The 23,257-nt window shown below is 65.9% G+C and carries 21 protein-coding genes and 2 riboswitches; of the genes, 11 read left to right on the forward strand and 10 right to left on the reverse strand.

Translation table 11 applies throughout. The annotated features are described in order from the left end of the window. The first annotated feature begins 32 nt into the window (after positions 1–32). The 4 genes from ACJJV6_RS11975 to groL all read left to right on the forward strand — a co-directional run bounded on the left by ACJJV6_RS11975 (position 33) and on the right by groL (position 4,244). A complete protein-coding gene (locus ACJJV6_RS11975) occupies positions 33–677 on the forward strand; it encodes a LytR C-terminal domain-containing protein (RefSeq protein ID WP_009358137.1) in 645 nt (214 codons plus the stop codon). A 169-nt stretch (positions 678–846) separates the two neighbouring features. Continuing rightward, entirely contained in the window at positions 847–1,053 is a 207-nt protein-coding gene (locus tag ACJJV6_RS11980) for a cold-shock protein (protein ID WP_009358138.1), read from the forward strand. Next, positions 1,050–2,318: an ABC transporter substrate-binding protein gene (locus ACJJV6_RS11985; protein ID WP_009358139.1), complete on the forward strand. Its 1,269-nt coding sequence runs from the start codon at positions 1,050–1,052 to the stop codon at positions 2,316–2,318. The genes ACJJV6_RS11980 and ACJJV6_RS11985 overlap by 4 nt, the downstream gene beginning before the upstream one ends. Before the next feature lie 297 nt (positions 2,319–2,615). Continuing rightward, positions 2,616–4,244 (forward strand): chaperonin GroEL, encoded by a 1,629-nt coding sequence (groL, locus tag ACJJV6_RS11990; protein ID WP_009358140.1) that lies wholly within the window; start codon positions 2,616–2,618, stop codon positions 4,242–4,244. Between the two features lie 91 nt (positions 4,245–4,335). Here the strand turns inward: groL and ACJJV6_RS11995 are convergent, their stop codons facing one another. Next, positions 4,336–5,646 carry an ABC transporter substrate-binding protein gene (locus ACJJV6_RS11995; RefSeq protein ID WP_009358141.1) on the reverse strand — a complete coding sequence of 437 codons (1,311 nt, stop codon included), beginning with the start codon at positions 5,644–5,646 and terminating at the stop codon, positions 4,336–4,338. Between the two features lie 214 nt (positions 5,647–5,860). Here ACJJV6_RS11995 and ACJJV6_RS12000 point away from each other — a divergent pair, with 214 nt between their 5' ends. Further along, positions 5,861–6,910, forward strand: coding sequence for an RNase H family protein (locus ACJJV6_RS12000; RefSeq protein WP_407709005.1), 1,050 nt, complete (start codon positions 5,861–5,863; stop codon positions 6,908–6,910). A gap of 38 nt (positions 6,911–6,948) precedes the next feature. Here the strand turns inward: ACJJV6_RS12000 and ACJJV6_RS12005 are convergent, their stop codons facing one another. The 8 genes from ACJJV6_RS12005 to ACJJV6_RS12040 all read right to left on the reverse strand — a co-directional run bounded on the left by ACJJV6_RS12005 (position 6,949) and on the right by ACJJV6_RS12040 (position 16,525). Continuing rightward, positions 6,949–7,236, reverse strand: a complete 288-nt coding sequence (locus ACJJV6_RS12005) for a WXG100 family type VII secretion target (RefSeq protein WP_009358143.1) — start codon at positions 7,234–7,236, stop codon at positions 6,949–6,951. A 106-nt stretch (positions 7,237–7,342) separates the two neighbouring features. Then, the gene (locus ACJJV6_RS12010; protein WP_009358144.1) at positions 7,343–8,815 is read right to left on the reverse strand and encodes a cell wall metabolism sensor histidine kinase WalK; all 1,473 of its coding nucleotides are present in this window, start codon (positions 8,813–8,815) and stop codon (positions 7,343–7,345) included. Between the two features lie 2 nt (positions 8,816–8,817). After that, positions 8,818–9,528: a response regulator transcription factor gene (locus ACJJV6_RS12015; RefSeq protein ID WP_009358145.1), complete on the reverse strand. Its 711-nt coding sequence runs from the start codon at positions 9,526–9,528 to the stop codon at positions 8,818–8,820. A gap of 55 nt (positions 9,529–9,583) precedes the next feature. After that, entirely contained in the window at positions 9,584–10,084 is a 501-nt protein-coding gene (locus ACJJV6_RS12020; RefSeq protein ID WP_009358146.1) for a DUF427 domain-containing protein, read from the reverse strand. 99 nt (positions 10,085–10,183) lie between these two features. Further along, on the reverse strand, positions 10,184–11,677 hold the full coding sequence (locus tag ACJJV6_RS12025) for a hypothetical protein (protein WP_152419570.1): 1,494 nt from the start codon (positions 11,675–11,677) through the stop codon (positions 10,184–10,186). Positions 11,678–12,136: 459 nt separating this feature from the next. Continuing rightward, positions 12,137–13,783, reverse strand: coding sequence for a DNA repair helicase XPB (locus tag ACJJV6_RS12030; RefSeq protein WP_009358148.1), 1,647 nt, complete (start codon positions 13,781–13,783; stop codon positions 12,137–12,139). 13 nt (positions 13,784–13,796) lie between these two features. After that, a complete protein-coding gene (locus ACJJV6_RS12035; protein WP_407709006.1) occupies positions 13,797–16,280 on the reverse strand; it encodes a helicase-associated domain-containing protein in 2,484 nt (827 codons plus the stop codon). 11 nt (positions 16,281–16,291) lie between these two features. Further along, entirely contained in the window at positions 16,292–16,525 is a 234-nt protein-coding gene (locus ACJJV6_RS12040; protein ID WP_009358150.1) for a hypothetical protein, read from the reverse strand. Positions 16,526–16,731: 206 nt separating this feature from the next. Between ACJJV6_RS12040 and ACJJV6_RS12045 the strand changes: the two genes are divergently transcribed. Together ACJJV6_RS12045 and ACJJV6_RS12050 are read left to right on the forward strand one after the other, a co-directional pair. After that, a complete protein-coding gene (locus tag ACJJV6_RS12045; protein WP_009358151.1) occupies positions 16,732–17,115 on the forward strand; it encodes a cold-shock protein in 384 nt (127 codons plus the stop codon). 6 nt (positions 17,116–17,121) lie between these two features. Continuing rightward, positions 17,122–17,730 (forward strand): DUF3027 domain-containing protein, encoded by a 609-nt coding sequence (locus ACJJV6_RS12050; RefSeq protein WP_009358152.1) that lies wholly within the window; start codon positions 17,122–17,124, stop codon positions 17,728–17,730. A gap of 82 nt (positions 17,731–17,812) precedes the next feature. On the opposite strand, the gene serC is transcribed toward ACJJV6_RS12050, so the two are convergent. After that, a complete protein-coding gene (gene serC / locus ACJJV6_RS12055) occupies positions 17,813–18,943 on the reverse strand; it encodes a phosphoserine transaminase (protein ID WP_009358153.1) in 1,131 nt (376 codons plus the stop codon). Positions 18,944–19,226: 283 nt separating this feature from the next. On the opposite strand from serC, the gene ACJJV6_RS12060 reads away from it, so the two are divergent. The 4 genes from ACJJV6_RS12060 (at position 19,227) to ACJJV6_RS12075 (ending at position 23,089) form a co-directional block, all read left to right on the forward strand. Beyond that, positions 19,227–19,922: a metal-dependent transcriptional regulator gene (locus ACJJV6_RS12060; protein ID WP_133352100.1), complete on the forward strand. Its 696-nt coding sequence runs from the start codon at positions 19,227–19,229 to the stop codon at positions 19,920–19,922. A 106-nt stretch (positions 19,923–20,028) separates the two neighbouring features. Next, positions 20,029–20,274, forward strand: a riboswitch (cyclic di-AMP (ydaO/yuaA leader). 10 nt (positions 20,275–20,284) lie between these two features. Beyond that, positions 20,285–21,106 (forward strand): M23 family metallopeptidase, encoded by an 822-nt coding sequence (locus ACJJV6_RS12065; RefSeq protein WP_009358155.1) that lies wholly within the window; start codon positions 20,285–20,287, stop codon positions 21,104–21,106. A gap of 112 nt (positions 21,107–21,218) precedes the next feature. Next, positions 21,219–21,413: riboswitch (cyclic di-AMP (ydaO/yuaA leader) on the forward strand. 70 nt (positions 21,414–21,483) lie between these two features. Further along, on the forward strand, positions 21,484–22,161 hold the full coding sequence (locus ACJJV6_RS12070) for a C40 family peptidase (protein ID WP_009358156.1): 678 nt from the start codon (positions 21,484–21,486) through the stop codon (positions 22,159–22,161). Between the two features lie 157 nt (positions 22,162–22,318). Continuing rightward, the gene (locus ACJJV6_RS12075) at positions 22,319–23,089 is read left to right on the forward strand and encodes an NlpC/P60 family protein (RefSeq protein ID WP_009358157.1); all 771 of its coding nucleotides are present in this window, start codon (positions 22,319–22,321) and stop codon (positions 23,087–23,089) included. Positions 23,090–23,257: the final 168 nt, after the last annotated feature.

Below are 23,257 nucleotides of genomic sequence, written 5' to 3' on the forward strand. Positions count from 1 at the left end.
CCCCCAGCAGCAATTTCCCAAGGAAGTCAGCCATGACCAGATACGCCCGCGACGAATTCGACAAGGTCCCGGAAAACCCGCAGCGGCAAGGTGTGCACCGCACTGCTTCCGCACCCTCGCGGGTACGCCTCTGGCCCATCCTGGCAGTAGGGGTGGCGGCGCTGGCCATCGGGCTGGTGTCGTTCCTGATCCTTCCCAAACTTGGCTTTAACGGCACTGGCGCGCAGGTATCCTCCAGCCAGGAAGCGGCCCCGCTGGCGGAAACGGGCACAACGCCTTCCGCTACTCCCGAGAGCACGCCGGAGCCCACCACGGACGCCGTGCCATCGGCGTCAACCGGGCCGTCGCCCAGCCCCGAGGCAGTACCGGAGGTCACCACGGCGGCGCAGGCGCAGGTGGTCCTTGACCGGACCCAGCCCGTCGCCGTCTTCAACGCCACCGGAACGGCAGGCCTGGCCGGCCGGGTGGGCGGAACCGTCCAGGCGGACGGCTGGACCCTGGGGCAGGTTGGCAACTGGGCCGGAGCGCCGCAGCAGGGTTCCACGATCTTCTACGCAGGACCTGAACAGCTGGCCAACGCCCAGGCCCTTGCGCGGCTGCTGGGCGTCAGCACGCTGGTCAGCAGCACCGACTTCCAGGTTCCCCTGGTTGTGGTGCTGGGTCCCGGATACCGCTAAGCATTGCCGTTCGGCCGGTTACGCGTGAATAACTATTCCCGGCCCCACTCCGGGACACCTGCAGGGCAAACCCGGCATTGGCTAAAGTGAAGTCCAGGGTCCGGTCCGGGGCAGGCAAGCGCAATTCGGGCTCCTGGGTCCCCGGTCTCTACGGAAAGAGTTGGTCAGCATGGCACAGGGAACCGTGAAATGGTTCAACGCGGAAAAGGGCTACGGCTTCATCACCGTTGACGGATCCGGAGACGACATCTTTGTCCACTGGTCCGCCATCCAGGGTGAGGGCTACCGCGCGCTGGATGAGGGGCAGCGCGTTGAGCTTGAAGTCGGCGAAGGCGAGAAGGGCCCGCAGGCCGAAAGCGTCCGGCCCGCCGAGTGAAGCTTTTTCCCCTTTCCGCCGTCCATGTCCGTCCGGCGCTCGCCCTCTCCGCGTGCGCCCTCCTGGCTGCCACCGCTTGTTCCGGTGTCACCGGCAACGCCCGGGTGGAATCAGTCGAGGCGTCCGGCGATGGCATCCTGCGGGTTGGCCTGGTCCTGGACAGCACCGGTGACAGCAGTTTCCTCAATGACTCCCAGCTTGCCGCGGCGAAGCTCGCGGTCAAGGAGATCAACGCGACCGGCGGGCACAAGGGCAGGCCGGTGGAACTGCTGCCGGTCGAGGCGGGCCAGGATGCTGCGGCACAGGCACATGCATTGGTGGCGGGCAAGGCAGACGTTGTCATTGGACCCACCGATTCGAGCCACGCGCCCGCCGTCATTGATGTTCTCTCCCGTGCCAGGACGCCGCTGATCTCGCCGGCCAACACCGCAGCAGGACTTACCGGGACGGACTCCGGCGGCTACTACTTCCGCACTGCCGCCGCGGACGTCGCCCAGGCACCCGTCCTGGTGAAGCTTGCGAAGAATGCCGGTGCGGCCTCCGTTTCCGTCGTGTACCAGGAAGGGGCCTACGGCAAGGACGTTGCCGATGCCATTTCCGAGGCGGCGGCCCAGGCCGGATTGGAGGTGGCGGCATGCGAGGAGTTCCCGTCGGGGGAGGCGGGCAAGGCCGCCGGCGCGGCAGGGGAAGCCGACGCCGATGCCGTCATCCTGGTGGCCCGCGAAGGAGCCCAGGGTGCACTCGCGGAACTGGACAATGCCGGGATCGACGGGCCCCGCATCATCCTCAGCGACGGAGCCTTCGCCCGCTACGGGTCCAAGCTGGGCGCCAAAGCACTGGAAGGCGCCCGTGCAGTGGTCCCCGGCCAGCTTCCCTCCGCCGGATTCCAGGAACGGCTGCTCGCCGTCGACGGCCAATTGAAGGATGTTTCCTTCGCCGCAGAGACCTACGACGCCGTCACCCTCGCGGCCCTGGCCGCGGCCAGGGCCCAGGACGACGCCGGCCGTTCCATCGCCGCCAACCTTCTCAGTGTGTCCGGCGGCAGCGCCGGCGGGTCCGCCGAGGCCCCCGCCTGCTCCACCTACAAGGACTGCGTCACCGGGCTGGCGACGGGCGCGGGGATCAATTACGACGGCGAATCCGGCCCCGTCGCGTTCGACGCCAACGGAGACATCACCACGGCGAACTTCTCGGTCTTCACCTATGGTGCGGACAACCTGCCGGCCCCCAGCGGCAGCGAGACAGCGGGCCGCCCTGGGAACTGACGAGCTGATCGCCGTCAGCGAATAGACCCCGCCGCCCCGCCGCTTCCGGCGCCTTTCGCTTGCACTCTCACGTAGGGAGTGCTAATTATTGACTTAGCACTCTGACGTACCGACTGCTAACGCAAAGCCTGCTTCAAGCCGGCGGCGCGCGGCACCGGGCAAAGAGCGAAGAAACACCTGACTGGAGTGAGGTCCGCACCCGGAGGCATACAGAGGCCGCCGGCAAAGGACCGTCCGTCGCGGGCACTGCAGCGAAGGTTCATTCTTAACGACCGTCCCGAAAGGACCACTGCCGTTATGGCCAAGATCATTGCATTTGATGAAGAGGCACGCCGCGGCCTTGAGCGGGGCCTGAACACCCTCGCCGACGCCGTTAAGGTCACCCTCGGCCCGCGTGGACGCAACGTCGTCCTCGAAAAGAAGTGGGGCGCCCCCACGATCACCAACGATGGTGTTTCCATCGCCAAGGAGATCGAGCTGGATGATCCCTACGAGAAGATCGGCGCTGAGCTGGTCAAGGAAGTTGCCAAGAAGACGGATGACGTCGCAGGCGACGGCACCACCACCGCTACCGTGCTGGCCCAGGCCCTGGTCAAGGAAGGCCTGCGCAACGTTGCCGCCGGCGCCGACCCGCTGTCCCTGAAGCGCGGCATCGAAAAGGCCGTTGACGCTGTCACCGCCGAGCTGCTGAACTCCGCCAAGGAAATCGAAACCAAGGAAGAGATCGCCGCCACCGCCTCGATCTCCGCCGGTGACGACGAAATCGGTGCCCTGATTGCCGAAGCCCTGGACAAGGTTGGCAAGGAAGGCGTCATCACGGTCGAGGAATCCAACACCTTCGGCCTGGAGCTCGAACTCACCGAAGGCATGCGCTTCGACAAGGGTTACATCTCCGCTTACTTCGTCACCGACGCAGAGCGCCAGGAAACGGTCCTCGAGGACCCGTACATCCTGATCGTCAACTCCAAGATCTCCAACGTCAAGGAACTGGTTGCTGTCCTGGAAAAGGTCATGCAGTCCAACAAGCCGCTGCTGATCATCGCCGAGGACATCGAGGGCGAGGCCCTGGCCACCCTGATCGTCAACAAGATCCGCGGCACCTTCAAGTCCGTTGCCGTCAAGGCTCCGGGCTTCGGCGACCGCCGCAAGGCGCAGCTGGCCGACATCGCCGTCCTCACCGGCGGCCAGGTCATCTCCGAAGAGGTTGGCCTCAAGCTGGAGAACGCCGGCCTGGAACTGCTGGGCAAGGCACGCAAGGTTGTTGTCACCAAGGACGAGACCACCATCGTTGAAGGTGCCGGCGACGCCGACCAGATCGCTGGCCGCGTGTCCCAGATCCGTGCCGAGATCGAAAACTCCGACTCCGACTACGACCGCGAGAAGCTGCAGGAGCGCCTGGCCAAGCTGGCCGGCGGTGTTGCAGTCATCAAGGCCGGCGCCGCAACCGAAGTTGAGCTGAAGGAGCGCAAGCACCGCATCGAGGACGCCGTGCGCAACGCAAAGGCTGCCGTTGAAGAAGGCATCGTCGCCGGTGGCGGCGTGGCCCTCATCCAGGCCGGCGCAAAGGCATTCGCCAACCTGCAGCTCTCCGGCGACGAAGCAACCGGCGCCAACATCGTCCGTGTTGCCATCGACGCCCCGCTGAAGCAGATTGCCTTCAACGCAGGCATGGAGCCCGGCGTTGTGGTGGACAAGGTCCGTGGCCTGCCCGCAGGCCACGGCCTGAACGCCGCCACCGGCGAGTACGTCGACCTGCTGGCTGCCGGCGTGAACGACCCCGTCAAGGTGACCCGCTCTGCCCTGCAGAACGCGGCCTCCATCGCCGGCCTGTTCCTCACCACTGAGGCAGTCGTGGCCGACAAGCCGGAGAAGAACCCCGCTCCTGTCGGCGGCGGCGACGACATGGGCGGCATGGGCGGCTTCTAGCCTTCCTGCCGGGCCAGTCCCGCAGCTACAAGAAATGCGGCCCCTCTTTCGAGGGGCCGCATTTTTGTTGTCGGGTGATGCCAGGGGGAGGTTACTTCCGTGCGCTCGAGAGCATCCCTTCCACTTCCTTCTTGAAGGCTTCGGCGGCAGCCTGGGGAGTGAGCCGGTCGTAGAGAACTTCGTCCGTGTACCGCTTGATGACGTTCTGCACGCTGCCGGCACCCACCGGCGGGACCGGCGGTGCGTCCTTCATGTCCGGAGCAATGTCCTTGAGGAAGGACACCACGGTTGTGTCTGCGGGCTTCAGGTCAGGCGTGATGCTTTCGACAATCTCCGGGTTGGTGGGCACGCCACGGTCCGTCATCAGGATGGCGCCTGCCTCGGGACTGTTGGTCAGGTAGTTGATGAAGGTGGCGGCCTCGTCGGGGTGCTTGGAGCGGGACGAGGCGGACCAGAACATGGTGGGCTTGTAGTACATCCCGTTGTCCGCGGCGGATCCGTCAATGCTGGGAGCGCGGAGCATCTTGATGCTGCTGCCCGTGGTGGACTCCAGCGAACCGAGCTGGTTGGTCCACCACCAGGCCATGCCGACCCTGTTGGTGCCGAACAGGCTTTCCTCCAGGCCGGCGCCCGAATCCTCGGTGGCCACGGTTGCCGGCGGGCTGGCCTTGGAATCGCGCTGCTCCTCCAGCCGCTCCCAGAAGGACGCAGCTGTTGCCGTGTCGAAGTCCAGTTTGCCGTCGGCGGAGTAGAGGTTCTCGCCATGTTGGCGCAGCCAGATGATCAGGTCCGCCTCGTTGCTGCCGTACGCGGCCCCGTAGTTCTTCCCGTCACCAGCCGCGCTGATCTTCGAAGCCGTCTCCATGAAGTCGTCCCAGGTCCAGGTGGTGTCGTCCGGGAGGGGTACGCCCGCCGCCTCGAAGACCTTGGTGTTGGCCATGATGACATAGGCATTCTGGCCGGTGCTCAGGCCGTACTGCGCACCGTCGTACTGGCCTGACGCCAGGGCTTCCTTGTCCAGCTTTGAGGTGTCGATCCCGTCCTGCTTTCCCAGGTCCAGGAGGGCACCCCGCCCGCCGTACTCGGCGATGTACTTCTGGTCCATCTGGATGACGTCGGGAGCATCATTCGCGGCAGTCTTGGTGGCGAGCTTGTCCCAGTAGCTGGACCATTCGCCCGGTTCTGATTCGATGTTGATGTTGGGATGCTTCGCCTCAAAAGCGGTGATGACCTTTTCGGTCTGGGCATTGAGGTATTCGTTGCCCCACCAGGCGAAGCGCAGGGTGACCTGCTCGTTGCCGCCTGAGCCGCCGGGCGCACCGCAGCCGGTAGCAAGGATGGAGAGGGCCAGGGCCGCTGCGCCGAGCTGGAATTTCCGCCGGCTCACAGTCCGAATCGTCATTGATGTGCCTTCCTGAATGCCGCCTTCCTCCTCTGAAGCACCCATGCCCAGGAATAAGAAAGCGTTTTCTCGAGTAGTACTGCGATTGTTTCCCGAATGGCTCCCGCCCGTCAAGAACTTTCGGTAAACGTTTTCCCACTTGTCTTGGCTCCGCGCTGCGCAGGGGAAGCTGGCACGTGCCGCCATTGTCGCGCCGGTCTGGCAGGATGGACCGGTGACGATTACTGCAGCGGCTGACGGTTCGGCCTTGGGAAATCCCGGCCCGGCCGGCTGGGCCTGGTACGTGAATGACGACTGCTGGCGCGCTGGTGGCTGGCCCCACGGGACCAACAACCAGGGTGAACTGATGGCGGTGCTGGACCTTCTGCGCGCCACAGCCCATCTTCCGGGGGAGGACCTGCGGATCCTCTGCGACAGCCAATACGTCATCAACTCGATTACCAAGTGGATGCCGGGATGGAAGCGCAAAGGCTGGCGCAAGGCCGACGGCAAGCCCGTCCTGAACGTCGAGCTCCTGAAGGAGCTGGACCGGGAGCTTTCCGGCCGAAAGTACACGTTCGAATGGGTCAAGGGGCACGCCGGGCACGAGCTGAATGAGGCGGCTGATGAACGCGCCCGTGCTGCGGCCACGGCCTATCAGCAAGGCGTTGCCGCGCGCTCAGGTCCGGGTTTCCCCGGCGGACACCACCCCTCTTCCGGAGCTGCCGCTGCGGGATCCCGGCCAGCACCGGAATCCCGGCCCGCAGAGGCAGCTCCGGAAGCGCGGCAGGGTGCGGGGACGCAGCCGGTTGCCACCACTCCCGGTGCCGCCGGATCCGGCCGGACACCGGGGTCCCTTCCTCCGGGAAGCGTGGACGAACCTGACCTGTTCAGCCAGCTCGAAAGCGACGCTTTCGACGTCGCTGAAGCCAAACGTCAGGCCTCGCTGCCCGAAGCCCTCGTCGAGGAGCTGGAGCGTGAGCTGCTGGGCCCGCTGGTGCGCGGTGACATCGGCCGCACGGCCGTCCTGTTGCACCCTGATTTTATGGAGATCGGCAGCTCGGGGCGGGTGTGGACGCGCGATGCCATGATGATGGCGCTTGAGGAGGATCCCGGGGAGCGGACCGATATTGAGATCCTGGGCGCTGACCGGATCGGGACCGGCGCCGTCCTGCTGACCTACCGGAGCTTTACCCGCTCCGGAACCGTCCTTCGGAGTTCGCTGTGGGTCCTGGACGGAGACCGCTGGCGCCTCCGGTTCCACCAGGGGACACCGGAAGCCTAAAACGCACGCCGCGGAGGCACAACCGCCCGCCTGGCTGGCTAGCTGAAACGCTGGGTGTTGCCCTGTTCGGCCTGGGCGTAGGTGGCGGCAGCGGATGCCAGGGCGGCGTTGATGGATGCCAGGGCGGCCTCGACCCGGCCCTGGGTCATTGTCCACTCGGCGATCAGGGCCTGGAAGTTGGTGGCGGCAGAGCCGCGCCAGGACCCCTGGAGTTCATCCAGTCCGTGCTTCATGGCCTGGACGTCAGCGCTGATCCTGTCCACGGTTGCCTGCACGTTGGCGGACTTCAGCTGCAGCAGGTCGGTATCGACGGAGATGATGCTCATGGCAGTGCCTTTCGCGATGGTGGGCAGCAGAAGCTTCCCCGCCCGGCCTTTCCGGGTACTGCAACGAGCCTAGGGACGCCCGTGCGCCCCGCGCCAAGGGCGAACGCTATATGTGGATAACCTCGCCGTCGCTGCCTTGGGCATCGGCCTGCTCCGGGTGGTCCTCACGGCAGGGCAGGCTGACCACCAGGGTGGCACCGCCGCCGTCGGTCTGGGCCACCCGGACTGAACCGCCGTGGGAGCCCACGATCGCGGCAACGATGGCCAGGCCCAGGCCGCTGCCGCCTGTTTCACGGGTCCGGGAAGTGTCCGCCCGGTAGAACCGTTCGAACACCTTGGAGGCGTCCTCGTCCGATATCCCGGGCCCGTGGTCACGGACCTCGATGACGGACAGGGATTCACCGTTCGCGCGCCGGACGCCCACGGCGAGTTCGATGGGGCTGCCCTCGGGGGTGTAGCGGAGGGCGTTGCCCACCAGATTGCCCACCACCTGGCGAAGCTTGGCTTCGTCACCGAGCGCTGGCGCGGGGGAGGCGGGGCCGCCGTCGAGCCCGGTCAATGAAATGACGCGCGAGCGGTCGCTGGCCTGGGTGTCCACTACGGCGTCGTGCGCAATCAGCTGCAGGTCCACCGGCTTTTGCTGCAGCGGACGCTGTTCATCCAGCCGGGCCAGCAGCAGCAGGTCCTCCACCATGGATCCCATCCGCTTGGCTTCGCTTTCGATCCGGCCCATGGCGGTGGCCACGTCCTCGTCGGTGGCCAGGGCACCATGCCGGTACAGCTCCGAAAAACCGCGGATGGTCACCAACGGCGTCCGCAGCTCGTGGGAAGCATCGGCGGCGAACCGCCGCATCCTCGCTTCCGAGGCTGTGCGGGCCGCGAACGCTGTTTCAATGTGCGCAAGCATGGCATTCAGCGAACTGCTGAGCCTGCCGAGTTCCGTGGCTGGATTCTCCACCTCCACGCGCCGGGACAGGTCGCCGGCGGCAATCGCTGCCGCCGTCTTTTCCACCCTGGCCAGGGGCCGGAATGCCCGGGACACGGTCCAGGAGGCTATCAGGGAAGCCAGGAGCAGGGTAAGCAGGCCAACGCCCGTGACCACCAGGCTGGCATGTTTGAGGACGTCGTCCACGCTCTGCAGCGGCAGGCCAATGACCACGACGCCGGCGCCCTGGTTGGTCTGGACCGGAACGGCGACGACCCGCCAGTTTTCGCCGTCCGTTCCGCGGACCTGGTACGGCACCACGCCCCGTGCCTGTGCCGCCACCACTGACATGGACTTGATGTCGGGGTGGATATTGGGGTCGCCGCCGAACGGTATGGGGTCCTCGCCGGGGGCGAACAGGAGCAGGGAGTAATCCGTGGGCACCGGATTGGGTGCCTGCAGCTGGCTGAACGAGCCCTGGTTCCGGGCCACGCCGACGGCCGCGTTCAGCTTCTCATCCACCTGGCCCTGCAGGTAGCTGTGCAGCAGCGCGAGGGTGCCGGCCCCGGTCACCGTCAAGGCCACAATCAGCAGGGCCATGATCATGGCCACCAGCTGCGTCCTCAGGGAGGAGGACTTCCACCGATCCAGCAAGGTCAGCGCTTTTCTGCCGTCCGGAGCACGTAGCCCACGCCGCGTTTTGTCTGGATCAGGGCCGGCGCCTCGGGATCGATGTCCACCTTCCGGCGGAGGTAGGAGATGTAGGACTCAACGATCGACGCATCGCCGTTGAAGTCGTACTCCCAGACGTGATCGAGGATCTGTGACTTGGACAGCACGCGGTTGGGGTTGAGCATGAGGTAGCGGAGCAGCTTGAACTCGGTGGGGGAGAGTTCAATAACGGTGCCGCCGCGGCGCACCTCGTGGGCGTCGTCGTCGAGCTCAAGGTCTCCTACCCGGATGACGGCGTCGTCGTCCAGCAGCGGCTGCGTGCGGCGCAGCACGGCGCGGATCCGGGCCACCACCTCGTCCAGGCTGAAGGGTTTGGTGACGTAGTCGTCGCCACCCACCGTTAGTCCCGTGACCTTGTCCTCGGTGTCGTCCTTGGCCGTGAGGAAGAGGACAGGGAAGTGCTTCCCGGAGGCGCGGAGCTTCCGGGTCACCGTGAACCCGTCCATGTCCGGCAGCATGACGTCCAGCACGGCCAGGTCGGGCGCGTGCGTATCCGCGGCGGCCAGCGCGTCCCGGCCGTTGGCGGCGGAGACAACCTCGAACCCGGCGAAACGCAGCGAAGTGGAGAGCAGCTCACGGATGTTGGGTTCATCGTCGACAACGAGGAGCTTGGCTTCGGGGCCGGTCTTGTTCATGCTCCCATCATGCTCCCAGTCTCTGGGAGTTGTCTGGACGTTGACTGGAAAGTGGCTACCAGCCCATGGTGCCCGGGCCGCCCTTGAACGGGCCCGCCACGCGGTGCGTGATCCACCCGCCGTAAAAGCCGCCCGCCTGCGGGCGCACGCGCTCGCCGTCCACCTCGCAGTAGTCCATCTTCCCCGGATACACAGCCACCCGGTCCGCCAGCTCCTCGTAGCCGGCCATGGGCTCCGGATAGAACCAGGCTGCTCGTTCCGCAGCAATTCCGCCGCCGACGACGGTCAGGTAGCTGGCAGGCCCCTTGAACTCGCAGAAACTGCTGCCGTCGGCAGGGATGAGGGACCCCGGCCGGAAGTCTTGCCGGCGGAAGTAGTAGACAGGCGGGTGGCTGGTTTCAAGAACCCGGAGAGAGTCCGTGGTGTCCAGGACCAGCTCCCCGCCCAGGACGATCCGGACCCGTTCGTTGCTGGGTTCAACCCTGGGCGGCCGTGGATAGTCCCAGACCGATTCCTGGCCGGGAAGGGGAACCTCAGGGGTTTTGCGTGGGTGCATGCCTCCAGTTTCCACCCTGGATGGGCGGAATGGAGGTGGCCTGCACGAGAGGGCGGGGTCCCCGACATCCGCCGGAAACCCCGCCACTAGGGTCGCGGGTTAGGGGACGCTGTTGTCGATGGTGAACTGCTCAACACCACAAGCAGACGTTGCCGGGTCGTTGAAGGCATCGCCGCTGTAGCTGGATGCCCAGCGCCAGGTTCCCTCTGCGGTGGCATGGAACGTGGTGTTCGTGGTGGCTGCGGTCCCGTTGGAGACATTGACCGTTTGCGTGTACGCCGGGGTACCCGCGCAGGTCGCATCACTCGGGGAGTAGAGGTTGAACGTTACGGTTCCCGTTGGTGTGCCGATTCCTCCGGATAGTGTCAGGTTGTCGTTCGGGATCAAGTCTTGGGCGGTGGTGATGGATGGCTGGCCTTTGGTGAACTTATTGGTGTAGGTGCAAGTGACGTTCTGGCCAGGGCCGAGCACGATCGATACCTGCTGTCCTGTGATAGTCACGCCGGTGGCCGTGCTGCAAACTAGGGACACAAAGCTCCACGGTGCAGTCTGGGCACCCTCCGTGACGGAGTACGTTCCTGCAGCAAGTCCGTTGTAAGCCTGGGAGCCACCGTTGACCAAGGAGAAGCTGGCAGGCGTCAGGTTGGTCGTTGTGTAGTCGAAGGACTTCGTTCCGGGCACGGGCTCGTCTTGAGTCACCTTATTGATGGTGATGCTTCCGCAGTTGCTGATGTTGACCGGAACTGGCGCAATGAAGTCCTTCAGCTCCGCGGGGAACGACGAGGAGGACCGGCTCTTAACAAATGCGCTGCCGAATGCCTCACATTCGCCTTCCTCGAACACGCCGGCGTCGGTCAGGTTGATGGCGGCTTCACCAAACAAGCCGATGCCGAGAGTACCGCCCGCGATTGGTTCAGTGACTGAGACTGTGTTTACGGCAGCTTCAGCAACTGGAGGTACGCCGGCCGGTGGGTTTGTCAGGTTTTTGTTTTCGCCCCAACAAGGCAGAGTATTGGCGGCAAAGCAGTCGTCCGCAGAATCGCCGTTACCCGCCGTGAGCCAGGTATTGAGTCCAATCGTCGGTGTGCCGCTGCCAGCGAAATCATAGGTGACCAATAGATCGCCCGCGGTACGGTTGAGGTCTACGTCTCCCGTGGACGCCGAAGTAAAGCCCGCTGTGGGATTCTTGCTGATCTCGAAGTCCAGGTTGGCGTTGCCGATGTTGACCAGTCGCTCCCAAGCCAGGTAGAGGAAGATATCCCCGTTCGCTGCTTGCTCAGACGCCTCGTAGAAGCGGGTGAGGTCGTTCTTGTTCGGAGGAATGGAACCGGTGACTACCGTAGTGGCTGGATCATCCTCTTTGGTGCCCTGGCCGAACGAATTATCAGTCCGCCCGGGGTCCCGGTCTACACCTGTGCTGCGGCCGGGTACGTTGGCCCAGTCAATATTCCCTGCGGTATTTACAACAAGGTTTCCGTCATTGCCTTCGAAGGTGCTGTCCGGAAGCACAGCCTGTGCCCCGGTCATTCCAGCAAGGACAAACCCTAGACAGGCGAGTCCAGCGCCCCAGCGGGCGCGCGTGATGTTTTTCATGGGTGACGCTCACTATCTAAGTGGCCGATGAAAACCAGGCGTGACCCGGTGGTCCGCCCGTTGATCCCCCAGCAACTCTCCCCAATATTGGATCGGCCGTCGCCCCTGGAAGGGGTGACGGCCGGACTACTCCGGTCGTCGCTTCTTCGCGGCGGATCGAAGTCGGCTGGGCAGCACGGAGCCAGCCGTCATTGCTGGAGGTGCGCCGTGGATAAAGCTGGGCAGTGCGTGCATGAGTGCAACGTTCTGTGAGGCGGACCAGGCAGCGGAAGCCAAGCCCTGGTCCTGATCTGAGCTCAGGACCTGTTACCGATATGTAACCCAGCGCTTTGAGTGTACGCCCGGGACCATACCGTGACAACGACGTCCCGCTGGAAATGTGGGTCACCGCAGAAGGATGTTTTGGGACACCTAAATACTGGGTTCACTTCGACTGATGCCCACCATGGTCACCGGTAGCTAGCCCGGCTGGCCGACGTCCTTGGCATCCATGATCCGGTACGCGTAGCCCTGTTCTGCCAGGAACCGCTGGCGCTTCGCTGCAAAATCCTGGTCCAGGGTGTCCCGCGCCACCAGCGAATAGAAGCGTGCTGCCCGGCCGTCCTTCTTCGGCCGCAGCAGCCTTCCCAGCCGCTGTGCCTCCTCCTGCCGGGACCCGAAGGAGCCGGACACCTGGATGGCCACGGAGGCCTCGGGCAGGTCGATGGAGAAGTTGGCGACCTTGGACACCACCAGCGTCTGGATGTCGCCGGCGCGGAATTCGTCAAAAAGCCGCTGGCGTACCTTCACGGAGGTGTCGCCCTTGATGACGGGAGCCCCCAGGCGCCCGCCGAGGTCATCCAGCTGGTCGATGTACTGCCCGATCACGAGCAGTTGCTCCCCGGCATGTCTGGCCACGAGTTCCTCCACCACCTGGGTCTTGGATTCGGAGGTGGAGCACAGCCGGTACTTGTCGGCGTCGTCGGCCATGGCGTAGGCCACCCGCTCATCCTTGGACAGGTCCACGCGGACCTCCACGCAGTCCGCGGGGGCGATGTACCCCTGGGACTCAATGTCCTTCCACGGGGCGTCGTAGCGCTTGGGCCCGATCAGGCTGAACACCTCGCCTTCCCGGCCGTCCTCCCGGACCAGCGTGGCGGTCAGCCCAAGGCGGCGCCTTGCCTGCAGGTCGGCCGTCATCCGGAAGATCGGGGCCGGCAGCAGGTGCACCTCGTCGTAGATGATCAGGCCCCAGTCGTGGCCGTCCACCAGTTCCAGGTGCGGATACAGGCCGCCCCGCCGGGTGGTGAGGACCTGGTAGGTGGCGATGGTGACCGGCCGGACTTCCTTGACCGCACCGGAGTACTCGCCGATCTCGTCGGCGGTCAGGGATGTGCGCTTCAGCAGCTCGTCCTTCCACTGCCGGGCGGCAACGGTGTTCGTCACCAGGATCAGGGTGGTGGTGGAACCGGTGGCCATGGCTGCCGCCCCCACCAGGGTCTTGCCCGCACCGCAGGGCAGCACCACCACGCCGCTGCCGCCGGCCCAGAAGTTTTCGCTGGCCAGCCGCTGGTATGGCCGCAGCTGCCAGCCGTCCTCGTTCAGCGCGATCAGGTGCGGGGTCCCGTCCACATATCCCGCCAGGTCCTCCGCCGGCCAGCCGATCTTAAGCAGGAGCTGCTTCAGCTGCCCCCGCTGGGACGCGTGCACAACCACCGTTTCGCCGTCGATCCGGGGCCCCAGCAGGGGCTGGATTTTCTTTGCCCGGATCACTTCCTCGAGGACCGGGTAGTCGTCCGTCCGCATCACCAGGCCGTGCTGGGGATCCTTTTCCAGGCGGAGCCGGCCGTACCGCGACATCGTCTCCTCGATATCGATCAGCAGCGAATGTGGCACGGGGAACCGGGAGTACTTCAGCAGCGTGTCCAGCACCTTCTCCGCGTCGAGTCCCGCGGCCCGGGCGTTCCACAGGCCCAGCGGCGTGAGCCGGTAGCTGTGCATGTGCTCGGGCGCCCGTTCCAGCTCTGCGAACGGGGCGATGGCATGCCGCGCCTCGGTGGCCAGCTCGTGGTCCACCTCAAGCAGGATGGTTTTGTCGCTTTGGACGATCAGGGGTCCGTCGTTCACGCGGGGGAGTCCTTCACTGGCGCAGTTCCTCTGCGGCCTCAACATCGATGATCCGGTGGATGGACAGGACGCGCTCCGTCTCCTTTGCAGGGTCAAACACCCGGACGCGTCCGCCGCTTACGGAGAGGGGAACAACAACTTCAAGGTTGGCATTCCCCAGGCTGTCCACCACGTTCATGCTGATCCGCTGCTTCAGTCTGATGGCCCGCTGCAGTACCTCCAGCCCCAGCTGCGTGGCCGCTTCGCCGGCATGGTCACCGCCGGGCTGGCGTACGACGGCGGCGCCCGCCTGGCGCAGTACCGCCAGCTGGGCAGCCACGTCCTCGTCCGCCGGAGCCGAGCGGGGCGGCGTGTAGACGGGACGGAGGCTTTCCTGCGGAACGGGGTTCCGCCGGAGCCTGATGGCAGGGTCCTCAGTCCCTTCCACGGCAGGCGACAGTCCCAGGCTTCGCAGGACCTGGGCCGCCTGCCGCGGTGGTGCCGTGGAGATGAGGACCGTGGGCGCAATCCTGACCAGCCCCAGCCCGGCCGCCTTGGGCCCGGACAGGAGCTCGAGCAGGGCCGCCTCGTCCTCGCTCTGGATAAAGCTGGCCGCCTGCCCCACCCGCACGCGGCCGTGCCGGGAGGCGGTGTCCTCCACCAGATATTGCAGCGGCTGGGGCACCGCGGTGGCGGAGTGCTCCCGCAGGAACTCCAGCAGCCCCGGGGCGTCATAGCCGGAATCAAGCGCGCGGCGGACGGAGCTGTCCGTGAACCTGTAGATGGTGGCCGGCCCCTGGCCTTCGGCGTCGGCCATGACCAGGAGCTTTTCGGTCAGTTCAGGGGCAAGGTAGCCGGGAGCGACGGCCGTGAGGTCCGCCTGCAGGAGCACGTGGTTCAAGGCAGCAGGAAGGTGTTCACCCAGGATCGCCAGTGCCGCGTCCGGGTGGTCCTCCGCGAAGGCGCTGCCCAATTGCGTCAGCGCCCCGGACCCCACCAGCCCGAGCAGTTCGGCCTCCGCCAGAACCCCGCGGATCAGCGAACTGAACCGCCGCGCCATCCGGGGCTGGGCCCACTCAGCGCGCTGGAGGACGGCGGCGGCGTCCAGCACGGGAGCCGCGCCGTCCTGCGCCACGGCTTCAGTGGTGAGTTCGTGCAGGATCTCCAGGATGCGCTTGCGGATTACCGGGGCGTCGGGGCGCTGCGGCTCGGCGGACAGCGGCACAATGGTGCTGCCGGCAGCGGTGCGGTGTCCAGCGGGCAGTCCCTGCGCGCCGTTGACAGGCTGGCCCACCATGGAGGGGACCCTTTCGCTGGCCAGCCAGGCGTTCACCAGCCACAGCCATTGTTCCTGCCGCGGCAAGCCAAGCCACTCGAGCTCCGGCGGCTGGACCCAGGACGACGAGTCCACGTCCAGCCGGATCAGGCCCGCCAGCCCGCACAGTTCCAGCAGCAGCCCAACCCGGGCCTGCTCAACACGGAGCAGCTCGGCAAGCCGGCGGGTTTCCCGGACCCCCACCCCGCCGCTGCGCAGCGTCACCAGGGGCTGCTCCCGTACTGCATGCAGGAGTTCACCCACCAGCCTCAGCGTCTCGGAGATGGCGCTCATCGCCGCGTTCCTCCGCAGCACGGCAGTGGTCCAGCCCAGTTCCGGGACAGGCGGTGAAAGGGCGAAGTCATCGATGATCACGCCACCACGCAGGGACAGTCCCACGCTGTGCGGCAGCTCCACGTGTGCCGCATCGAGCGGCACCAGCAGGCCGCGGGCCAGGAGCCAGTCAATCGGCCCGACGTCGGAGCCTTCCGTCGTGACGGACGCCTTGCGTTGCGCCTGGGGGACGGCACCCATGGCCCAGTTCCGGAACCTGCCGAGCAACGCCGTCGTCCGTTCCGGCGCACCGGCGAGGATGCCTTTCAGCGCCTCGGGAGAGGACGTCCAGTGCTGCAGTGCGAGGGCTGCCTCCATGGGGGTGGTGGCGTCCTGGATGGCGGCGCCGCTGTGGTGCAGCTCGGAAACCAGTTGGACGGCGCGCTGGGCGAACGCCGGCTGGAGGCGCACCAGTTCCGTGTAGCTCCGGCCCAGGCCCGCCGGGTAAAGCCCCACAACGTCCTTGAGGCACCCGACCGGCAGGTAATAGTGCTGCCGCGAGGCGGAGGCGGGCGTCCCGTGCGGAGGTGCCGCCCGGTGCACCAGTGCCATTTCCTGCAGCCCGGCCAGGATCTGCTCGACGGTGGCCACGGTGGCACCCGAGATCATCTTGCGCAGCCCAGCGGCAGAAGCACTGTGCTCGGTATCCGTGTTGGTGCACAGGTGAAGGGTTTCCAGCACCTGCATCTGTGGCCGGTTGAGCCGTTCAAGGGCCCGCTGGACGCTGACCCGGGAACTTGCCCGGGCAGCGAGGGCGGAGAAATCGGGAACAGCGGGGGAGAGCAGGTCCGGCCGCGCGGCGAACAGCGCACGCAACGAGTCGTCGCTGCGTGACTCAAGATCCTTGCCGAGCGCGCGTATGAGGGACATCAGTCCCAACGTTACCGCTGGTCCGGCTTTCCTGCCCGGCGCCGCCCGGCAACACTGTCGAGGACGAGGAAGAGCATGAGGAGGAACGCCACCGGCAGGCCGTACAGCGCCGCGTAGGTCACCCATGACGGCGCCACCGAGCCGGCAAAAGCGAGGGCCATCACTGCTCCCACTGCCGCCAGGGAAAGCACTGCAATGACTGCGGCCGCGATCATGATGGGCCGCCGGTAGCGCGAGGGTGTCATGGACGTAACGCTACAGCGCCCCGGGCGCCCGGCGTGAACGCTGTTACCCGGCCCCTGTTGAAAGCGTGAATAGGGCACCGGGCAGGATAACCTTGAAGGATACAGACCAACACGGTTAGAGCGGCCATACCTTGAACCCGCACAACAATGCGGATGCGGTGGCGGCTGGCTGTGTCTCATGACAGTAGAAGAAGAAGGTTGATTACGTGCCTACCGGCAAGGTCAAGTGGTATGACAAGGACAAGGGCTTCGGGTTCCTCGCAGGCGAGGACGGCCAGGAGGTTTTCCTGCCCAAATCGTCGCTGCCTGAGGGCGTGACGGAGCTCAAGGCCGGCACCCGCGTGGAGTTCGGAGTGGCCGACGGCCGCAAGGGCGCCCAGGCCCTGGGCCTGCGGGTGCTGGACAAGACGCCGTCCATCGCCAAGGCCAAGCGGCCCTCCGCCCGGGACCTCGCGCCGCTGGTCCAGGACCTGGTGAGCGTGCTGGACAACCTGTCCGGCACGCTGTCCAAAGGAAAATACCCGGAAGGCAACAAGGGCAAGGCCATCGCGGCTGCCCTGCGTAAGGTTGCCGACGAGCTGGACGTTTAGCAGCCGATGAGTCCGGAAGCTGAACAGCCGCAGACGCAGGTGCAGGACACTGCAGGCGCCGCGACCGCTCCTGCCGCGGGAACAGCCCCGGCGGTGGCCAGGAACGCGCCCAAGCGCCGGGCCGGCGTGCCAGTATGGCGGACCGGCAAGCCGGACGCCTTCCTCGCCGGTGCCGTGGAGACGGCCCGCACCGCGCTGGAAGGCATCACCGCCGCCGCGGACATCGGACGGCACCTCGCAGCCAAGAGCGAAGGCGACCGCCTGGTCACGCACCTGTTCGAGTCCAAGCTGGCGGGCTACGTGGGCTGGCAGTGGTACGCGGTGGTGACGCGCAACTCCCGTTCCAAGGTGGTCACCGTCAGCGAGCTGGGCCTGCTGCCGTCCGAGGACTCGATCCTCGCTCCGGAGTGGGTGCCGTGGGCTGAGCGTGTCCGGCCGGAGGACGAGCAGCAGCAGGAGCCGGAAGCCACCGAAGCTGACAGCGAACCGGCGTCCGGCGCAGCGGTTGCGGAACCTGACGCTGATGCCGGGTTCACCGGATCCGACGCCTCCGATGCCGATTACACGGATGAACCTGCCCCGCAGCCTTCGGCGAACGACGCCGGCAGGGAGTAACTGCTGGACGTCCCCTTGACGGGAAACACAGACGGCGCCGTCCGGGCGAAACCCGGGCGGCGCCGTCCTACTTAAGGAAAGGCTACTTGCGGAGTTCGCCCACCACGTAGTCGATGCTGGCCAGCAGTGCGGAGACGTCATCCGGCTCGATGGCAACGAACGTCGCAATCCGGAGCTGGTTGCGGCCAAGCTTCCGGTACGGCTCAGTGTCCACGATGCCGTTGGCGCGCAGGACCTTGGCTACAACGGCGGCATCCACGGATTCATCGAAGTCGATGGTGGCAATGACGTTGGAGCGCTCATCCGGGTTGGCCACGAAGGGCGTGGCGAACTCGGCGGCGTCGGCCCAGCTGTAGATGCGTCCTGCCGAGTCGGCCGTCCGGGCGGCAGCGAAGTCCAGCCCGCCGTTTGAGTTCAGCCACTGCACCTGGGCGTCCAGGGTCACCAGGGTGGACAGGGACGGGGTGTTGTACGTCTGGTTGAGGCGCGAGTTGTCAATGGCCGTCTGCAGGTCCAGGAAGTCGGGAATCCAGCGGCCGCTTGCCTTGATCCGCGCGGCGCGCTCCAGGGCAGCGGGGGAGAACAGCCCAAGCCACAGGCCGCCGTCGGAGGCAAAGTTCTTCTGCGGGGCAAAGTAGTAGACGTCGCTCTCCGCCACATCGACGTCCAGGCCGCCGGCCGCGGAGGTGGCATCCACCAGCACCAGGGAACCCTCATCCGCACCTGCCACCCGCTTGACCGGAGCGGCTACGCCCGTGGAGGTCTCGTTCTGCGGCCAGGCATACACGTCAACGCCGGCTTCTGCCTGCGCCGCGGGCCGGGTGCCGGGCTCGGACTTGATGATGGAGGAGGCGTCCAGGAACGGCGCCTTGTTGGTGGCGGCCGCAAACTTGGAACCGAACTCACCGAAGGACAGGTGCTGTGCCTTCTTCTCCACCAGGCCGAAGCTGGCAACATCCCAGAACGCAGTGGAACCGCCCACGCCCAGGACAACCTCGTATCCTTCCGGGGCGCGGAAGAACTGGCTGAGGCCCTCGCGGACTGAACCGACAAGGTTCTTGACCGGTGCCTGCCGGTGGGAGGTGCCCAGGATGTTCTTCGATGCGGCGGACAGCGCATCAATCTGCTCCTGGCGGACTTTGGAAGGTCCGGCGCCGAACCGCCCGTCCTTGGGAAGGAGGTCGGCAGGAATAGTGATGCTTGGTTCGCTCACGGGGGCTCCAATTTCGGCGTGGACGCGGCTGAGGTCCGGACGGGTGGATGGTCGCTGGCGCGCAGTCGGCGATGACTGCATCGAAGGCCTTTCCCATTCTGCCTGAACAGCTGTTTGGGCGGGAACCGGAACCGTCATAGTCCAGCCACTGAGACGGCCTCGCGGGCGGCTTCCAACTATTCGGACTAAGTCAAAATAGGCTAAGCTAGCCAACGGACTACGTCGCGGTGAACAGCGATACGGTGGGACAACGCAAGGTACTGCGCTCGAGGAGCTGAGCTGGATGACGGATCTGATCGACACTACGGAGATGTACCTTCGGACCATTCTGGAGCTGGAAGAAGAGAACATCGTCGCCCTGCGGGCCCGTATCGCGGAACGCCTGCGCCACTCGGGTCCCACGGTGTCCCAGACCATCGGCAGGATGGAGCGTGACGGGCTGGTGGTGGTCTCCGGCGACCGCCACCTGGAGCTCACCGAAATCGGCCGCAAGCGCGCCACCGAGGTCATGCGGAAGCACCGCCTGGCGGAGCGGCTCCTGGCCGACGTGATCGGGCTGGACTGGGCCTATGTGCATGACGAAGCCTGCCGCTGGGAGCATGTGATGAGCGAACGGGTGGAGCGGCGCATCTACGAGATGCTGGACCATCCCACCGAATCGCCATACGGCAACCCGATTCCGGGCCTTGCCGCGCTTGGTGGCCAGCCCTCCCTTGCCTCCACCGATACGGTGACCAGCCTCCTGGAAGCCATGAAGTCCTACGGGCCTGCGTCGGAGGTCACGGTCAGCCGGCTGGCGGAGCCCATCCAGGTAGAGCCGGAACTGCTGTCCCAGCTTGATGAGGGCGGCATCCGCCCGGGCGCCGCGGTAACCCTGGAGCGCGTGGGGGACTACATCTCGGTCCGGGTGCCGGGCATTGAAGGCGCCCTGGAACTTCCGCCTGAAGTTGCCGCGCACGTGTTCGTTCACGTCCGCTAGGAAGTCTTTCCGCCGCAGCGTGACGTCGGTAACGCCAAGATAACGGAATTGTTACCAAGGGCCTTAAGCCCCTATAGTTGAACCGAGCGTTGATACAAAAGCGTTACCTGATCCGGAGCCGAGCTCTGCCAGCGGATCGGGAGCACGAGTCAATAACTGGCAGAGGCGGGGGAACCACAAGCGGCAGCGGGGGACTGCCTTGGGGTGAAGTCCGTCAGCAGCAAGCCTCTTCCAGTGAAGGAATCCCTCAGCGGGATATCTCTGTGCCGAAGCTTGCTTACGGCGGACCGGGTCTTTGAACTCTCTGACCCGAATCCGACAGCTAACTTCGCAGGCTTTCCAGAGAGGAATCCTTCTTGTCCATGCAGACCTCCAGGGGGCGCCGCCGCGCGGCAGGCCCCGCTTCGGCGCCGCGTGTCGTCGAAGTCATCCACACGGAGCGCCCCCGCGATCTCCACCGTGATGCGCGCCGCCGTCGGGGTCCGTTCCGGCAGATCACCGAGTTTGCCTCGGCGAGCGGTATTGGCCAGAAGGCCGGCGTGGCCCTGGCTGCCACCGGCCTGGTGCTCACCGTCACTGTCCCGGCCACCAGCCCGGTCATGGCCACCGATGAGGCGGGCATAGCTCCAGTTGCAGCCTCGGCCGTCACCCCGCAGCCCGCGATTTCTGCCGAGGCCGGGGCCCAGATCGACTTCAGCCGCTCGGCCGTCGTGACCCAGGCAGACCCGGACGGCAAGCTCAAGCAGCTCCTGAGCGCACAGTCCGCCGGCGCCGTTTCCCGGGCCGCTTCCGCAGGAAGCCTGGGCGCCCCGCTGGCGTCGATGAGCACAGCCTCCCCCTTCGGTTACCGCGTCAGCCCCATCACCGGCGGATCCGGCGACTTCCACCGCGGTCAGGACTATGTTGCCCAGTGCGGCACCTCTGTCCTCGCGGCCGCCACCGGCACCGTAACGTTCGTCGGCTGGCACCAGTTCGGTGGCGGCAACCGTGTGGTGATCGACCACGGTAACGGCCTGGAGACCACTTACAACCACCTCTCGTCGTTCAATGTGTCCGAAGGCCAGACGGTCTCGCGCGGCGACGTTGTGGCACTGAGCGGCACCACCGGAGCCTCCACCGGCTGCCACCTGCACTTCGAAGTGCAGGTCAACGGCGAAGTCGTGGATCCGACAGGCTGGCTCTAGTCAAATGATGGCTGACTCTCGAATTAGCGTGACCAGTCGTGACCTGAATGTGACATTCGCTCGAAACTCCTGTACCGTCTAACTCGCGTCAACTTTTCCGAAGTTGACGCTCTTGTGCGGATTGCCTAACTCTGCCACCGCTCAAGGTCCGTTCGCATTTCATCGTCTGGCAGGGGCGGGGGAACCAATTTTGGCCTTCTTCACGGAAGGCCTTGGGGTTAAGTCGCAAAGCTTCCTTGAAGCGGCGCGGCCGGGTGACTCCCATCCGAATCCGACAGCTCACCTCGCAGGCATTGGGAGAGGCTACCTTCGTGTCTTCACGCCAGAATTCTGCGCGCCACCGTGCGCAACCGGTTCGTACCAACCCTTTGGACGCAGTGTCCAAGGCCGTTAGTGCCAACGCCGGGACAGTGGGTCGCCAGGCTGCTGTAGTTGCAGCCGCGTCCGGCCTTGTCCTTGGCATGGGACTGCCGGCCACCGCCGCGGACACCACCGCCGGCATCTCCGCTTCCACCGAGTCCGGTTCCGCGCAGACCGCCCTTGCAGTCACCGCAGCACCCACCGCCACCGTGTCCTTCGAGCGGCCGGTGGTCACCACCGTCGCCGCTCCCGTTGTCGAACGGGTGACCCCGCAGTCCACCTCTGACGACGAGGACGAGGCCGCCGCTTCCACCGCATCGACCGTGGCGGAAAAGGCTGTTGCTGCCACCGCTTCTGCGGCAACTTCCGGCCTCGCCGCCATCGCCTACACCGGCATCGGCAGCCCCTACGTCTGGGGAGGCACCAGCCCCACCTCCGGTTGGGACTGCTCGGGCTTCACCCAGTGGGTTTACGCCCAGGCCGGCATCAGCATCCCCCGCGTGAACGCATGGACCGCCATGACCCCCACCTCCACCCCCCAGCCGGGTGACCTGGTGATGCAGAACGGCGGCGCGCACGTCGGCATCTACGTCGGCAACGGCATGATGATCAGCGCCCTCAACCCTTCCCAGGGGACGCTTCTGCACTCCGTAGCCGCCACCGGCTCCTCCTCCTTCTACACCCTCGCAGGCTAATAGTTCTTGGGGCTTCGGCCCCGGGAACTATTTCTTTGCCCGCAATTTTTCGCTAGATCACCATCCCCGTTCGGGGCGCGCCGACGTACCCCCAAGATGCCGGCGCGTCCAAACTCTCGGTTGCCCACAGGCCCGAGGAAATCGAAAGAGAGAACTGATGACTACTCGTGCTACCGCACGGCACCGCGCCGAGGTCACTAAAACCAGCTCGATCGCCATCATTGCCAAGGCTGTGGGCGACAACGCCGGCGGCGTAGGACGCCAGGCCGCCGTGATCGCCGCGGCTTCCGGTCTCGTCCTGACCAGCGGCATCGCGGCCAACGCTGCCGACGCCAACTTCCAGCGCGACTCGGCCCCGGCGTCCGCCCTGGAAGTTGAATCCGCTATCGAAGCGCCCATTTCCGCGGCTTCCACCATCGCCATCACCTACGAGAAGCCGGCCGTGACCACCACGCCTGCTCCCGTGGTTGTGGAAGAACCCGAGGTTGAGGTGGAGGAAGCCGCGCCGGCCCCTGCCCCCGCTGCCCAGCCGGCTGCCGCTCCCAAGGTCACCGCCACCGTTTCCGCTGCGTCGGCCCCCGCCGCACCGGCTTCCGCCAGCGGCAAGGGCGCAGCCATCCTGTCCGCCGCGTACGCCCAGCTTGGTGTCATGCAGGACTGCACGATGCTGGTTACCAACTCCCTGGCCGCGGTCGGCATCAACTTCCACGACTGGCCCGCAGGTTACCTGTCCCTGGGTCGCACCGTGAGCGCGGCCGAGGCCCAGCCCGGCGACCTGATCTACTACGCTGACGGCGGCGCCGGCATGGCACACATCGCTGTTTACGCAGGCAACGGCCAGGCAGTCCACGGCGGCTACAACGGCAACCAGACTGTTGTCTTCAGCGCCAACGTTGGCTCCGGCCCGGTGTTCATCCGCGTCGACTAGAACCCTCCGTTTCCGGCCGAAGCCCCCGACGGCCGGCGATGGAGCAAGGACCCCTGCCCGCAAGACAGGGGTCCTTCCCCTTTTAAACTGCAGCGGCAGCCGCCTCGGGCAGGCGCGTGCTTGCGCCGTTGGCGGTGGCCTGCTGGCGGGTCCGGGACAATTCTTCCG

It is taken from the genome of Arthrobacter nitrophenolicus (assembly GCF_045833485.1).
GTDB classification, from domain to species: Bacteria; Actinomycetota; Actinomycetes; order Actinomycetales; family Micrococcaceae; genus Arthrobacter; species Arthrobacter nitrophenolicus.